14 protein-coding genes and 1 pseudogene are annotated in these 14876 nt (G+C 60.9%); 4 read left to right on the top strand and 11 right to left on the bottom strand.

Annotated elements, in window-relative coordinates:
• Positions 1–199 precede the first annotated feature (199 nt).
• Complete coding sequence (locus KP808_RS02250) at positions 200–2077, top strand: DEAD/DEAH box helicase (RefSeq protein WP_058399837.1); 1878 nt, start codon at positions 200–202, stop codon at positions 2075–2077.
• Between the two features lie 438 nt (positions 2078–2515).
• On the opposite strand, the gene KP808_RS02245 is transcribed toward KP808_RS02250, so the two are convergent.
• From KP808_RS02245 to KP808_RS02235, 3 genes and pseudogenes are all read right to left on the bottom strand, one after another.
• Positions 2516–3094 carry a YceI family protein gene (locus KP808_RS02245; RefSeq protein ID WP_058407742.1) on the bottom strand — a complete coding sequence of 193 codons (579 nt, stop codon included), beginning with the start codon at positions 3092–3094 and terminating at the stop codon, positions 2516–2518.
• Between the two features lie 27 nt (positions 3095–3121).
• A pseudogene (locus KP808_RS02240) lies at positions 3122–3674 on the bottom strand (cytochrome b).
• Between the two features lie 356 nt (positions 3675–4030).
• Positions 4031–5911: a flavin monoamine oxidase family protein gene (locus KP808_RS02235; protein ID WP_230017371.1), complete on the bottom strand. Its 1881-nt coding sequence runs from the start codon at positions 5909–5911 to the stop codon at positions 4031–4033.
• 209 nt (positions 5912–6120) lie between these two features.
• On the opposite strand from KP808_RS02235, the gene KP808_RS02230 reads away from it, so the two are divergent.
• Both KP808_RS02230 and KP808_RS02225 read left to right on the top strand, forming a co-directional pair.
• Positions 6121–7527: an adenosylmethionine--8-amino-7-oxononanoate transaminase gene (locus tag KP808_RS02230; protein WP_230017370.1), complete on the top strand. Its 1407-nt coding sequence runs from the start codon at positions 6121–6123 to the stop codon at positions 7525–7527.
• 142 nt (positions 7528–7669) lie between these two features.
• On the top strand, positions 7670–8389 hold the full coding sequence (locus tag KP808_RS02225; RefSeq protein ID WP_230017369.1) for a 16S rRNA (uracil(1498)-N(3))-methyltransferase: 720 nt from the start codon (positions 7670–7672) through the stop codon (positions 8387–8389).
• A gap of 21 nt (positions 8390–8410) precedes the next feature.
• Here KP808_RS02225 and trhA read toward each other — a convergent pair whose 3' ends face one another.
• The gene (trhA, locus tag KP808_RS02220; protein WP_230017368.1) at positions 8411–9025 is read right to left on the bottom strand and encodes a PAQR family membrane homeostasis protein TrhA; all 615 of its coding nucleotides are present in this window, start codon (positions 9023–9025) and stop codon (positions 8411–8413) included.
• 154 nt (positions 9026–9179) lie between these two features.
• Between trhA and KP808_RS02215 the strand changes: the two genes are divergently transcribed.
• On the top strand, positions 9180–10106 hold the full coding sequence (locus KP808_RS02215) for a LysR family transcriptional regulator (RefSeq protein ID WP_230017367.1): 927 nt from the start codon (positions 9180–9182) through the stop codon (positions 10104–10106).
• A 1-nt stretch (position 10107) separates the two neighbouring features.
• On the opposite strand, the gene madM is transcribed toward KP808_RS02215, so the two are convergent.
• The 7 genes from madM to KP808_RS02180 all read right to left on the bottom strand — a co-directional run bounded on the left by madM (position 10108) and on the right by KP808_RS02180 (position 14876).
• The gene (gene madM, locus KP808_RS02210; protein WP_058399833.1) at positions 10108–10872 is read right to left on the bottom strand and encodes a malonate transporter subunit MadM; all 765 of its coding nucleotides are present in this window, start codon (positions 10870–10872) and stop codon (positions 10108–10110) included.
• A 1-nt stretch (position 10873) separates the two neighbouring features.
• Positions 10874–11302 carry a malonate transporter subunit MadL gene (madL, locus tag KP808_RS02205; protein ID WP_058399832.1) on the bottom strand — a complete coding sequence of 143 codons (429 nt, stop codon included), beginning with the start codon at positions 11300–11302 and terminating at the stop codon, positions 10874–10876.
• A 69-nt stretch (positions 11303–11371) separates the two neighbouring features.
• On the bottom strand, positions 11372–12307 hold the full coding sequence (mdcH, locus tag KP808_RS02200) for a malonate decarboxylase subunit epsilon (protein WP_230018784.1): 936 nt from the start codon (positions 12305–12307) through the stop codon (positions 11372–11374).
• Positions 12304–12942: a malonate decarboxylase holo-ACP synthase gene (locus tag KP808_RS02195; RefSeq protein WP_044295656.1), complete on the bottom strand. Its 639-nt coding sequence runs from the start codon at positions 12940–12942 to the stop codon at positions 12304–12306. Before KP808_RS02195 ends, mdcH begins: the two co-directional genes overlap by 4 nt.
• Positions 12936–13736, bottom strand: coding sequence for a biotin-independent malonate decarboxylase subunit gamma (gene mdcE, locus KP808_RS02190; protein WP_219170821.1), 801 nt, complete (start codon positions 13734–13736; stop codon positions 12936–12938). The genes KP808_RS02195 and mdcE overlap by 7 nt, the downstream gene beginning before the upstream one ends.
• Positions 13733–14584 carry a biotin-independent malonate decarboxylase subunit beta gene (locus KP808_RS02185; protein WP_005747356.1) on the bottom strand — a complete coding sequence of 284 codons (852 nt, stop codon included), beginning with the start codon at positions 14582–14584 and terminating at the stop codon, positions 13733–13735. The genes mdcE and KP808_RS02185 overlap by 4 nt, the downstream gene beginning before the upstream one ends.
• Positions 14577–14876, bottom strand: a complete 300-nt coding sequence (locus tag KP808_RS02180; RefSeq protein WP_004654333.1) for a malonate decarboxylase subunit delta — start codon at positions 14874–14876, stop codon at positions 14577–14579. Before KP808_RS02180 ends, KP808_RS02185 begins: the two co-directional genes overlap by 8 nt.

Below are 14876 nucleotides of genomic sequence, written 5' to 3'. Positions count from 1 at the left end.
TCCCGCCAGGCTTACGCCCGGAGGCCCGGTCTTGAAATCGTCACTCGTTCACGCCAACAGCGCAATTTTCATCAAGCGCAGACGTCACGAGATGCACTGAAGACCCGGCAGGACCGGACGGGATCGCGTTGTCTTTACACGCCATTCGCGCCAGGCAAGACATCCCTTGAGCTTAAGCTCCAACAGAACAGGATTACTCATGTCCTTTGCTTCCCTCGGTCTCTCCGAGGCTTTAGTCCGCGCCATCGAGGCAGCGGGCTATACCCAGCCTACCCCAGTGCAACAGCGGGCCATTCCCGCCGTGTTGCAAGGTCGTGACCTGATGGTTGCGGCACAGACCGGTACTGGTAAAACCGGCGGTTTCGCCCTCCCAATTCTGGAGCGGCTGTTTCCCAATGGTGTTCCGGACAAATCCCAGCGTCATGGCCCGCGCCAACCGCGCGTTCTGGTCCTGACCCCCACCCGCGAACTGGCCGCACAAGTGCACGAGAGCTTCAAGCTCTATGCCCGCGACCTGAAGTTCGTCAGCGCCTGCATCTTCGGCGGCGTCGGCATGAACCCGCAGGTTCAGGCCATGTCCCGTGGTGTGGACGTACTGGTAGCCTGCCCCGGCCGCCTGCTCGACCTGGCCGGTCAAGGCAGTGTCGATTTGTCCCACGTTGAAATTCTGGTGCTCGATGAAGCAGACCGGATGCTCGACATGGGCTTCGTCCATGACGTCAAGAAGGTCCTCGCGCGGCTGCCGGCCAAGCGTCAGAACCTGCTGTTCTCGGCGACCTTTTCCAATGACATCACGTCGTTGGCTGGCAAGCTGCTGCACAACCCCGAGCGCATCGAAGTCACGCCGCCGAACACCACGGTCGAGCGTATCGAGCAACGGGTTTTCCGCCTGGCAGCCAACCACAAACGTTCACTGCTGGCGCACCTGATTACCGTCGGCGCCTGGGAACAGGTGCTGGTCTTCACCCGCACCAAGCACGGCGCCAACCGTCTGGCCGAGTACCTGGACAAGCACGGCCTTGCGGCTGTCGCGATCCACGGCAACAAGAGCCAGAACGCCCGTACCAAGGCACTGGCCGACTTCAAGGCGGGTGATGTACGCATCATGGTTGCGACCGATATCGCCGCACGCGGCCTGGATATCGACCAGCTGCCGCATGTCGTCAACTTCGAGCTGCCAAACGTCGATGAAGACTACGTTCACCGTATCGGTCGTACCGGCCGGGCCGGTCGTTCGGGTGAAGCCATTTCCCTGGTTGCGCCGGACGAAGAGAAGCTGCTCAAAAGCATTGAGCGCATGACTAAACAGAAGATCGCCGATGGCGACCTGATGGGCTTCGACATCACCGCAGTCGAGGCTGAAAAGCCGGAAGTGCGTGAGCGTCCGGATGTTCGCAACTCCCGTGGTGCACGTCCTGCCGGAGACAAGAACAACGGCGGTCGTCGCGACAAGGGCAAGGACAAAGGCAAGGAAAAACCTGCTGCTGCAGCCGCCACTGGCGAACGCCCTGCAAGGCAGCCACGCGAAAAAAAACCTCGTGAGGGCACGCCTCGCAGCGAACAGCGTGCATCGCAGCCATCCATACCGCGTCCGGCGGCCGATCGTGCGCCGGACGAGTTCCGCGACGACGAAGTAGACAACTTCGGCAATCGTGCTGACTACGTCAGTCCTTATCAGGGCAAAGGCCAGAACCGTGGTCGTCGTCCTGCAGCAGCACCCGGTGCAGCACCGGCTGCTGGCGGCGCAGCTCGCCCAGCCAATTCGGGTAGACCTGCGGGCGGCGCTCGTAACGGTTCCGGTACTGGCGCGCCAAAGCGCAACGGTTCGGGTTCGTCGGCTCCGCGTTCGCGTGATGGCCAGCCGCGCGGTCGTCGCCCGGCACGTGAAGATCAGCCCTTGCCGCGTGAAGGTCAGGAGCCAGCCGTGCGTGCCCCGCGCGACGGTCAGCCTCAGCCGAAGATCGTGCATAAGGAATCCAAGATCGACCGTTTCCCGTCTGCCGAGCAGCTGGACCAGTTGCCGAGCCGCCCACGCGGTGAAAAACCGGCCCTGCTGACCCGCAACCGCGACAGCTGATAGCCACGCAACACCCAAAACGCCCCGACTTGCTCGGGGCGTTTTTGTTTGTGGCCCTGGAGGATGTTGATCATCGCTCCCACGCTCCGCGTGGTAGCGCAGTTCTGGACGCTCTGCGTCCGATCTTGAGACGGCAGCGCGGCTCAGACCTGTGACGCAGAGCGTCACGAACTGCATGCCAACGCGGAGCATTGGCACGATAGTCATCTCAAGATTTTCTGTCCGCAAGGTTCATCGCTCCCACGCTCTGCGTGGTAGCGCAGTCCCGGACGCTCCGCGTCCGATCTTGAGACGGCAGCGCGGCTCAGACCTGTGACGCAGAGCGTCACGAACTGCATGCCAATGCGGAGGATTGGCACGATAGTTATCTCAGGAAGTTTCAGCGCACCAACAAAAACGCCGACCCAAGGGTCGGCGTTTTGTCGATCAGGCGTGCAATTACTTCTTCTGTACGCCTTCGAAGGTGATGTCCAGATCCAGCGTCTGCGACGTCGGGCCAGGGCCTTTGATGCCGAAGTCGTTCAGGTTCAGCGTCGAAGTGCCGTTGAAGCCAGCACGGTAGCCGCCCCACGGATCCTTGCCTTCGCCGTTGAAGGTTGCCTTGATCACGATTGGCTTGGTCACGCCGTGCATGGTCAGGTCGCCAGTCACGTCAGCAGTTTTCTCACCGGTCGATTTGACGCTGGTGGAAACGAACTTGGCTTCCGGGTATTTGGCAACGTCCAGGAAGTCCTTGCTGGCGATGTGCTTGTCGCGCTCGGCATGGTTGGTGAACAGGCTGGCGGTTTTCAGCTCGACATTGATTTTGCTGGCTTCAGGCTTGGCAGCATCAAAGCTGAACGTGCCGTCCCAGTCCTTGAAAGTACCGTGAATGAAGCTGTAGCCCAGGTGGCTGATCTTGAAGTCAACGAATGCGTGCTGACCTTCCTTGTCGATAACGTAGTCGGCAGCCATGGCCTGGCCAGCAGACAACAGTGCAGTACCCAGAGCCAGAGCGGCGAGAGACTTCTTCAACATGCTTTTATTCCCGTTTTGGTTGAACAATCAATTACGACCCAGCATACGCTTGAGGGTCACATCGCGATCGATGAAGTGGTGTTTCAATGCTGCAAGACCGTGGAGCCCCGCGAATATCACGATGACCCAGGCCAGATACAAGTGAATCCAGCCCGCCCGCCGTTTCTGCCTGATCAGGAAGGCCCGAAACCAGCGCGGGCACATCGAACAGGCCGAATACCGGAATCCCCACGCCGTCAGCGGTGGAGATGAGGTAACCGGCAAACATCACGGCAAACAGTGCTACATACAAAAAAAGGTGACCGAATGCGGCACCGATGCGCGTCAACTTACTGTAGCTGGTCAACGGCGGCGGTGGCGGGCTGAGCAGACGCCAGACCACGCGGATCAACATGATCGCAAACAGGGTGATACCAATACTCTTGTGCAGATCAGGGCCTGCCTTGCGCCACGTATCGTAGTAATCCAGCCCGACCATCCACAGCCCCAGCGCGAACATTCCAAACACGACAGCAGCCACACCCCAGTGCAGCACCATGCTGACCAGACCGTAGCGAGAGGATGAATTACGTAGCTGCATTACCAGTACCTTGTCAGAAGTGTTACCAGACTAGCTTTTTATCTATCGAATGAAAGCGCAAAATTTCGCTCGGACATATCGAACAATACGATAGGTCTGTTGGACGTTTCGTATGCCGGTTCTGCTGGTGACACCAACACCTGACAGGCTTTACAGCATCTCAGGCTGTCCTCGCTGCGGCAGCATCTCGATAATTTGCCGTCAGTAATACTTTGCAATGACCATCGGCCGTTCGATACCGATGAACGGCATGATCCGCTCAGATATCCCCAGCCCACATAGACAGAACGAATTCAGCGGGCATAAAAAAAGGACGCGGTATACACCGCGTCCTCTTTCGCTCAGCTATTGCCCGGTCAGTTGTTAACGTCTGCGGGCGCTGTTTCAGCAGGGGTTTTGGCAGGAGCCGGTTTGCTCTGAGCCTTTTTCGCTGCCTCTTTTTTCGCAGCTTCCTTTTTTGCTGCTTCTTTCTTCGCCGCTTCTTTTTTGGCGGCTTCCTTGCTCTGCGGTTTTTTCGCAGGTTCAGCCTTGGTCGCCGGTTTCTTCGCAGGCTCGGCTTTAACCGGCGGCTTGGCAGGCTGAACCACCGGTGCAACCACTGGCGCCGGAGCAACAGCCGGTGCAGGCGCTGGAGCAGGCTCTACAGCCTTCTCTACCGGAGCAGGTGCCGGGGCCGGGGCCGGTTCTTCAGCACCACCAAACATGCGCGAGAAGAAGCCTGGCTTGTCGGCCTGCGGCTTGGCAGCTTCAGCCGGTTTTTCGGACGAACCGCCGAACATGTTGCTGAAGAAATTGCCTTCGGACTTCTGCGAAGCCGGGGCCGGCGCTTTCGGCGGTGCAACCTTGACCGGTTCGAACGACTTGCCAGCCGCCAGATCCTGGACCTGACCGGCCGCACGCTGACCGCTGCGCAAGGCACCTTCCAGAGTGCCGGGGTACAAGGTGTCGGTGTGCTCGCCAGCAAAGGCTACGCGCAGAATCGGCCGCTCCCACAGACGCCAGTATTTACTGATCTGGCCGGGACCGAATGCCAGGTAGGAACCACCGGTAGACGGGTCGACGCTGTAACGGCGGATTTCATAGCCGGTGTAGGCGCCGCGTGCTTCAGGGTAAAACGCATGCAGACGGATCAGCACCTGATCGACCATCTGCTTGTCGCCGAAGGCTTGCATGATGCGTGCGTTGTCGCCGGACAGGTTGATCACCACGTTGGCGCCGCCCTTGAGCGCGGGCTCTACCCACAGCATGCCCAGACCGGTGTTGCTGAACACCTCACCGGACATGCGTGCCTTGCTGTCCCAGACCGGAGTCTTGAACTTGAGCATGATCTGGTCGCGCCAGCCGTAGTTGGTGCTCTTGATCGCGCCCATGTGCTGAGCGTCCAGCGCAGGCGTCATCTGGATCTTGCCCAGCGAGCGCAGCGGTACGGCCATGACCACGTAATCTGCGGTGTAGCTGGTTGCGCCAGCCTTGACGGTGACCTTGTCCTTCTCCTGAACGACTGCCGTCACCGGCGAGTTGGTCTTGACGGTCTTGAGCTGCTTGACGAACGCCTGGGTCAGCACCGCACTGCCACCGGGCAGGCGCGCAGCACGCAAGTCACGCTCGTCGACCGAGCGATAAACCCGCGATTGCTGGGCAAGGTACAGCAACGACAGGCGCGAAGGCTCGTCGTAGCGGGTACGGATCTGCTGGTTGATCAACTGACGCGCCGTGGCCGGCAGGTTCAGGCGGTCCAGCCAGTTGGCGACGTTGATCTGGTCCAGCGCGAACAAGGTGCTGTTGGACGCCGGGTTTTCGGGGTCGTCAACCGAGCGCGCGAGGTTATCCAGCGTGTCGTTGTAGCGCTTGATGGCTTCGGCGGTCGCCGGCTGCTTGACGGCCAGGTCAGCCTGGGTGAAGTACACACCGTCGATCAGGTAGCTGGGCGTGCGTACGAATTCAGGCGCGGGCACGGTAGTCAGCTTGAAGCTGTCCAGGTAGCGGTTCAGCACAGGCTGAGCCTTGGTGTTGCCGATCCACTCGCTGGTCGCCAGACCGGAGCGTCCACCCAGACTCGGCTTGGCTTCCAGCACCGTCACCTGCCAGCCTTTGGCCTGCAGTTCATAGGCGGCAGTCAAACCTGCCAGACCACCACCGACGACAATGGCGGTTCGTTGTTTTTCATCGGCGAGCGTCGAAACGCTGACCAACCCTGCCACTATCAGCGCACAGGCGCGCAGCCAACCAGAAAGCATTCGGCGAACTCCAGAAAACATAGGGAAGATTGGGCAAGTCAGCCCGGCACATCGACTTGCTGCGCAGGATACGCGAGCCATCAAATAGCCGCCAGCAATGTCCATCAGCTGTTAAAACTGCATCAAAGGTTGTTCCGCAGCCGGGCATTGCATAGGCTTGCGCGATTGTTCGTCCTCGCATCAGGCGAGTCGCTACCCGGAGATTGAAAATGGGCCTCAATGACCAGTGGATGCAACGTGACCTGAAGGTCCTGTGGCACCCCTGCACCCAGATGAAAGACCACGAAAATCTGCCGTTGATACCGATCAAGCGCGGTGAAGGCGTATGGCTTGAAGACTTCGAAGGCAAGCGTTATCTGGACGCTGTCAGCTCCTGGTGGGTCAACGTTTTCGGACACGCCAACCCGCGCATCAACCAGCGCATCAAGGATCAGGTCGACCAGCTGGAGCATGTGATCCTCGCCGGTTTCAGCCATCAGCCAGTGATCGAACTGTCCGAACGACTGGTCAAACTGACCCCTGAAGGCCTCAACCGCTGCTTCTACGCCGACAATGGCTCATCGTGCATTGAAGTCGCGCTAAAGATGAGCTTTCACTACTGGCTCAATCGCGGCCAGCCAGACAAGAAACGCTTCGTCACCCTGACCAACAGCTACCACGGCGAGACCATGGCGGCGATGTCGGTGGGCGACGTGCCGTTGTTTACCGAAACCTACAAGGCGCTGCTGCTCGACACCATCAAGGTACCGAGCCCCGACTGCTATCACCGCCCGGAAGGCATGAGCTGGGAAGAACATTCACGCAACATGTTCGCCGCCATGGAGCAGACCCTTGCCGAACACCACGCCAGCGTTGCGGCGGTGATCGTCGAACCGCTGATTCAGGGCGCGGGCGGCATGCGCATGTATCACCCGATCTACCTCAAGCTGCTGCGCGACGCCTGCGACCGCTATGGCGTGCACCTGATCCACGATGAAATCGCTGTAGGTTTCGGCCGTACCGGGACCATGTTCGCCTGCGAACAGGCCGGCATCCGTCCAGACTTCCTATGCCTGTCCAAGGCACTGACCGGTGGCTACCTGCCGCTGGCGGCCTGCCTGACCACCGATGATGTGTACGACGCGTTCTACGACGACTACCCGACCCTGCGTGCGTTCCTGCACTCGCACAGCTACACCGGCAACCCGCTGGCCTGTGCGGCGGCGCTGGCGACCCTGGATATCTTCGAGCAGGACAACGTCATCGAGAACAACAAGGTCCTGGCGCAGCGTATGGCGACAGCCACGGCGCATCTGGCCGATCATCCGCACGTCGCGGAAGTGCGTCAGACCGGCATGGCCATCGCTATCGAAATGGTTCAGGACAAAGCCACCAAGACCGCCTACCCGTGGCAGGAACGGCGTGGCATGAAGGTCTTTCAGCATGCGCTGGAGCGCGGTGCATTGCTGCGACCACTGGGCAGTGTGGTGTATTTTCTGCCGCCGTACGTGATTACCCCGGAGCAGATCGACTTTCTGGCCGAGGTGGCCACCGAGGGCATTGATATCGCTACGCGCAGCAGTGTCAGTGTTGCCGTGCGCGAGAACTTTCATCCGGATTTCAGAGATCCGGGCTAGGGCTGGAATTTGCGGCGCCGCGACTGACACCTTCGCGGACAAGTCCGCTCCCACGAGCGGACCGGGCAACACCGCATTAATGTGGGAGCGGACTTGTCCGCGAAAGGGCCATCACAAAACAACACCGGAACCGAGACACACCATGAGACTCTCCCGCTTTTTTACTGAAGCGCCGCTTAGCCTGGGCGAGCACGAACTGCCTGAGGCCCAGGCGCATTACATCAGCCGCGTGCTGCGCATGACCGAAGGTGACGCGTTACAACTGTTCGACGGATCGGGCCAGGAGTTTCGCGGCACCTTGCTGGAAGTCGGCAAGAAGCGCGTGCATGTGCAACTGACCGAAAGCTTTGCCGGGCAAGTCGAGTCAGGGCTGCGCATTCATCTGGGCCAGGGCCTGTCGCGTGGTGAACGCATGGACTGGGCTATTCAAAAGGCCACCGAGCTGGGCGTCAGCGAAATTACCCCGATTGTCAGCGAGCGCTGTGAGGTGCGTCTCAAGGACGAGCGCGCCGAGAAGCGTCAGGCGCATTGGCAACAGATCGCAATCAGCGCCTGCGAGCAGTGCGGTCGCTCGGTGGTGCCGGTGATTCATGCGCCGATGCCGCTGGCCGAGTGGATCAAGCACACCGAGGCCGTCCTGAAACTGGTCCTGCACCCGGTGGCCGAGCCGCTGACCAGCCATGACAAGCCAGCCAGCCTGGCCTTCCTGATTGGTCCGGAAGGCGGCTTGAACGACGCAGAAGTCGATCAGGCGCAAGCCGCTGGCTTCCACGCCGCGCGCCTCGGCCCGCGCGTTCTGCGCACCGAAACCGCCCCTGTGGTCGCGCTCAGCGTGGCGCAACAGCTGTGGGGCGATTTCTGACTACTGATGCTCGTCCCCTCCTCACAGCACATAAAAACAAATCGCCACGAAGTGCATCAAACTGCCGCCGATCACGAACAGGTGCCAGATGCCGTGAAAGTGGCGGATCTGGTCGTAGGCGAAGAACAGAATGCCGACGGTGTACAGCACGCCGCCGCCGGCCAGCCAGATGAAGCCCGCCAGGCCGAGCGCAGCAAGCAGTGGTTTGACCGCCACGAGGACGATCCAGCCCATCACGGCGTAGATCACGATGGACATGATTCGCGCTTCAGAGCGGGGTTTTATCTCCTGCACAATGCCGATCAACGCCAGCCCCCAGACGATACCGAACAGGGTCCAGCCCCACGCGCCGCGCAATGTCACAAGACAGAACGGCGTGTAGCTGCCCGCAATCATAAGGTAGATCGAAAAGTGATCGACCTTCTGCATGATCGATTTCGAACGGCCCTTGACGCTGTGGTAGATCGTCGAAACGCTGTACAGCGTGACCAGGCAGGCACCATAGATCGCAATACTGACCACTTTCCAGACATCGCCGTGCAGACTCGCCATCACCAATAGCCAGATTGCGCCGACACCTGCCAGCACTGCGCCCACCAGGTGGGACCAGGCGTTGAATTTTTCTCCGTAATACATCCGCTCAATACCCTCTTGTGGCAAAACACTGGGAGCAGAGGCTCGCGGTTATTGAAACAAACCGCAACACCCTGTTTCAGTGACGGATATTTTAAGCAGCTATCGGCGCACGACTTGTGCACAATCAGCGCACATCAATAACCAGCGCCACGACATGCAGATCGATGACGAACTGACGCTCAAAAAACTGGAAATATTCCTGGCCTTCATGCGCACCGGCAATCTGGCGCGGGCGGCGGAGGAGTTGCAGACCAGCAACGTCAGCGTGCACCGCGCCATTCACTCGTTGGAAAGCGCCCTGCGTTGCCCGCTGTTCAAACACGAAGGCCGCAACCTTACGCCGCTGGAAAGCGCGTATGTGCTGGAAGAGCGTGCGCAGAAGCTGGTGCAGGATGTGCTCGCCACCGTAGAGCTGACCCGTCAGGCGGCAGGCTTTTCGGCGGCACGCTTCCGCCTTGGGGCTTTGTATTCACTGACCGTCAAGACCGTGCCGCAGCTGATCATGGGCCTGAAAATCCGCCGCAGCGAGCTGAATATCGACCTGATTCTGGGCTCGAACATGGACCTGCTGTACAAGCTCAAGAACATGGAAGTCGACGCCATGCTGGTGTCGCTGGATGAAAGCACCCATGACCCGGACTGCGAGCACCTGGCGCTGTTTTCCGACGATATCTTCCTGGCTGTGCCCACCGACTCGCCGTTTGCCGAGCACAGCGAGGTGGATCTCAGCGACCTGCGTGAAGCGACATTCATCACCCTCACCCAAGGCTTTGCCACTCATCGCGATGGCATACGGGTGTTTCAGCAGGCCGGGGTCGAGCCCAAAGTGGCGATGCAGGTCAATGACATCTTCACCCTGCTGAGCATGGTCAGTTCCGGCGTCGGCTATGCGCTGCTGCCGGGGCGCATAGCCGCAGTGTATGAAAACCGCGTGCGGCTGATTCCATTGCAGAGCCGCTACCGGATGCAGCAACACATCGGCATGGTCTTTCTCAAGTCCAAACAGCGCGATCCCAACCTGCTCGCGCTATTGGCCGAGTGCCGGATGTATGCGAATCGCCTGCTGGAGCAGGCGACCTGACCTAGCCGACGATGGCGCGTACGATGAAATACAGTACCGATGGTCCGAGCAGGCAGCCCAGCCCGGTATGGAACGTAGCGGTCAGCGCGCCGTAAGGCACCAGACGCCGGTCGGTTGCCGCCAGCCCTGCGGTAACGCCGCTGACCGTACCGGCCAGACCACCGAAGACCATCGCCGAACGCGGGTTGTCCAGGCCCATCCAGCGCGCTGCCATGGGCGTACCGACCATCACCAGAATCGCCTTGATCAGGCCGGTGGCAATCGACAGGGCAATCACATCAGAGGTCGCACCCAACGCAGCACCGGTCACCGGACCGACAATGTAAGTTACGGCGCCCGCGCCAATGGTGGTCATGCTGATTGCATCGCGGTAGCCAAACACCCAGGCAATGCTCGCGCCCACGATAAACGGCAGAATGGTGCCCAACAGCAAGGCAATTGCTCCGATCAGCCCGGCCTTGCGTGCTTCGGTGGCCTGCACTTCAAAGGCAGTCGCCACGATGGCGAAGTCACGCAACATCGCCCCGCCCATCAGGCCGATGCCTGAGAACAGCGCCATGTCGGCAAGCCCCTTCTGGCCTCCGGTCAACGTGCCGCCGACCCAGGCCAGAATCAGCCCGATGACAATCGCGATGGCCGAGCCATGCACCCGGCCGAAGGTCAGGCGCTTTGAAAGCACCACCGAGACCCACATGATGATACCGACGAAGGCAAATGCGGTGATCAGGCCGTTGTGTTCAAGTCCTTTCTCGATGAGGTCCCACATATCAGCGACCTCCAGCCGGGGTGATTTCAGGCTTGATCACAGGCGTCAGCAGCGGCTCTTCCTTGGGTAAAGGCTCGCCACGATTGGTGCGACTGATCACTGCGATGGTGCAGGCGCAGAGCACCACTGAACCGACAGCGGCCAATACCGCGACCGGCCCGCCCTTGAGTGCGGTCACAACGTTTTGTTGCGCGGCCATCGCCACCACCACCGGTATGTACAACGCGCCCCAGAAGCCCACGCCCATTTCGCAGTCCTTGGTCATGCCGCCGTGTTTCTGCATCCACAGACGTGCGCAGATCAACAGGATCATGGCGATCCCGACCCCGCCCACATTGGATTTCACGCCCAGCAGAACGCCGAGCATGTCACCGAGAATCACGCCCGCGAGCGTGCAGATAGCCAGTAGTGCAACACCATAGATAATCATTGTTGTTATTCCTCTGTTTGCATTGCTGAAGTTGTTGTTTTTGTCCTTCGTAGCAGCTGCACGGCGGCTCTATGGAGTGCGGCGACCCTCCTCGTGCGACAGCGCGATCAGGCTGTCCAGACGCGCAGCCTGAAAGGCCAGCGCCGTTCCTTGCTGGAAGACTTTGCGCGCCAGCCCGGTCAACACGGCACCGGGCGGCAATTCGATGTGCAGGCGCACGCCTCGCTCCCAGGCGGTTTCCACGGTGCTGCGCCAATCGATGACCCGGCACATGTTGAAGGCCAGGTCGTCACGCAGTTTTTCGGCACTCAGCAGCGGACGCGCCGTGCTGCCGCTGAGATAACGTATCTTCGGTGCCTGCAACGCAACCCTTGAAAAGGCTTCTGCCAGTTGCTGCGCGGGAGCTTCCAGCAAGGCGCAATGCGAGGGCACACTGACCGCAAGACGCTTGACCGCCGCGGCCCCCGACGCCTTGGCCAAATGACCGACCTGCTGCATCGCCTCGGCGCTGCCCGAGATCACCATCTGGTTGTCGGCGTTGATATTGGCGAGAAACACTGGCATTTCCGGGCTGTGTACTTGCGTGATCAGAGCCTCGACCTGTGTCTGGTCCAGACCGATCACCGCAGTCATGCCATAACCTTCGGGCCAGGCGTTCTGCATCAACTCGCCGCGCAACGCGACCAGGCGCACGGCATCGTCAAAGGCCAGCGCCCCGGAGATCACCGCTGCCGGATATGCGCCGATGGACAGTCCTGCAACGTAGTCCGGCACACAGTCACGCGCCTGCAACAGACGGGCGCAGGCGACACCGGCGATCAACAGGCAAAGCTGGACGGCGCGGGTCGCTTGCAGCGCCTGAGTGCTGTCCAGCGCCAGTACGTCTTCGCCCAGAGCATCGGCAGCTTCCTGCAGGCAATCGTGGACGACAGGGTCGTCGGGTAACTGATGCAGCATGCCGGCCTGCTGCGCGCCCTGACCGGGAAACACCCACAGGCTGCTCATGCGCACGCCCCGATCAGATGCCATGGGTCTGCAACCAGCCGCGCCCCTGCTGCGGTCTTGAGCAACACCCGCCCCGCTGGGCGCGCCCATTCACGCAGCGCCACAGCGCCATGATCGAGTTGCAGCTGCACATCGACCCGGCAGACCGATGTTTCCAGCGCCTCGACCAATTCGGCTGCGCAACTGCGACTTAACGGCTCAGGCGTGCGCAAAATCAGGTCCAGATCGCTGTCCTGATTCAACGCCGCAATACCACTGGCCAATTCGAACCCGGCGCTGCCACCGACACCCCAGACCAGTTCCAGCGCATCCATCACCGGGCGGACCTGGCGCAAGGCACGCAACGCGGGCCAGTCCTGAATATTCTCGACCGGGCACAAGACCAGTTGTTCGGGGGTTACCCGCCGATAGACATCCGTCAACAGCATGCTCGCGGCATAGCGCTGCTCACGACCGTAGCCGCGCAACCCTACGGCCACCTGACCGGCTGGCATGGCCTGCCGACGCACCACGACCGGCTGCCCGGCCAGCACCGTTTCGACCGCCCATTTGGGCGCATCGTCCGGCAAAGCAGACAGCGGCATGCCCCACAGCAAATCATGGGGCAGTACTGCGCAAGCGCTGTCGATCACCATTGCGCCCGCAGCAACTGGCGCACGGTGGCCGATGCCGCACGATTGCTCGCGCCCAGACGGCTGCTCAGGTCGACCCCGCTGGCCCGCACGTCTCTGATCGCACTGCTCAGAACATTGCGAACCTGAGTCAGGTCATCCGCAGTGGGCTGCTCGATCTGGCTGACCGAAAGGGTTTCCCACAGCAGACCAAGGCTGGCATAGCTGTCGATGTCGTAGGCCATTGGCGGGATGCTGGCGGCGAGCTTTTCCAGGTCTTCGACACTGCGCAGCGTTACCCGAGCGGCGGAAGCCTTGCCCATCGCATGCACCATCACGCCGGGATCACGCAGTGCGATCAACCGATTGGCCTGATACCCGTGGGCCAGAAACGCGCCGGACATAGCCTTGCCGACCAGCAGACCAATCACCGCATGCCCGGCAAGACGTGCCCGCGCATAGCTGTCCACCGCACCGGCCAGCGCCTGATGAATGCCCAGCGCTTCTTCGCGGCGGCCATAGGCCTGGCTCGGCACATCGACAATCGCAATCAGTGCACGTTTTTCGGCGCGGTCGCGGTCCTGCTCGATGGCATCATCCACAGCTTTGGCCAGGCCCCAGCCTTCCAGCAGACCGACCTCGCCCTGACGCGCCCGAGGGAAACGATTGCCGGTATCGGCAACCACCGCCACAAAGCGCACTGGCTGGTCGCCCAGCAAGCCATCGGCGACCTTGAGCGAGGCAGGCAGACCGTCAACTTGCGTAGCACCTGCGCTCAATGCGTTGAACCAGTGCAAACCCCGTTGTGAATAGCTCATGACCGGGCTCCTTGATAAAGGGTACGTACACTCTGCGGATCGATTTGCGCTTCGGTGTCGAGGCTGGTGAGGCGCTGCAGAAACAGTTCGTACTGGCTACTGCGATGCGCTGCCGGTACGCCCTGCTTGAGCCAGCCGCTGACCTGCTGCCGGACATCGGCCACATCGTCTGCGGCAAAACCGTCCACCAGATCACTGGCAAACCGCTGCTCGCCACCGGTCAGGCTCCAGATGAACGGGCGGTCACGGGAATCGTATTCTTCGATGCCGGCTTCCTGCTCGATCACCTGCGGGCCGTTCAGGCCCAGGCGGGCTTCCTGGGTCACCAGCAAATAGCTGCACAAGCCCGCAGCAATGGACATCCCGCCAAAACAGCCGACGCTGCCAGCCACTACGCCGATCACCGGCTGGTACTGACGCAAGTCGACCATCGCGGCATGAATCTCGGCAATCGCTGCCAGACCCAGATTGGCTTCCTGCAAACGCACGCCACCGGTTTCCAGCAGCACGATGGCTGCGGTGGGAATACCGTTGCGGTTGTCTTCGGCGGCCAGCTCAAGCGCACCGGCCATTTTTGCGCCGCCGACTTCGCCCATGCTGCCGCCCTGAAACGAGCCTTCGATGGCCGCAATGACTACCGGCCGTCCATCAACAGTCCCCTTGGCGACCACCACGCCATCGTCGGCTTGAGGGACAACGCCTTGCCTGGCAAGCCAGGGCGACATGACGCGATCAAACGGGCCAAGCAATTCGCGGAAGCTGTCGGCATCCAGCAGAGCGCGGGCGCGCTGTCGGGCACCGAGTTCGATAAAACTGTGCTGGCTCAGCAAACGTGCATTATCAGTCATGACCGATCTCCTCGAAGCCCTGCTCCAGGCGCAGGCGCACCACGCCGGGCGTTGCCCCGAAGTCATGGATGTCGATGCTCAGCGCAGGCGGGGTCTGGCCGTCGAACATGCGCTCGAAAAGATGCTTCCAGCGCAGCGAGGCACCGTTGACCGAGGTCACCACCTGAATCGACAACTTGCCGGGCGAACCGGGCTCCAGCAGTACTTCCAGATCACCCGAGCCAACCACGCCCACCAGCGCGCGGCCTTTGGGCGGCTGTCCGGCAGGAAATTCAAAAGACAGGGTTTCCAT

This window comes from Pseudomonas savastanoi, from assembly GCF_020917325.1.
GTDB lineage: Bacteria > Pseudomonadota > Gammaproteobacteria > Pseudomonadales > Pseudomonadaceae > Aquipseudomonas > Aquipseudomonas amygdali.
This window is presented reverse-complemented; position numbering and strand designations above follow the sequence as displayed.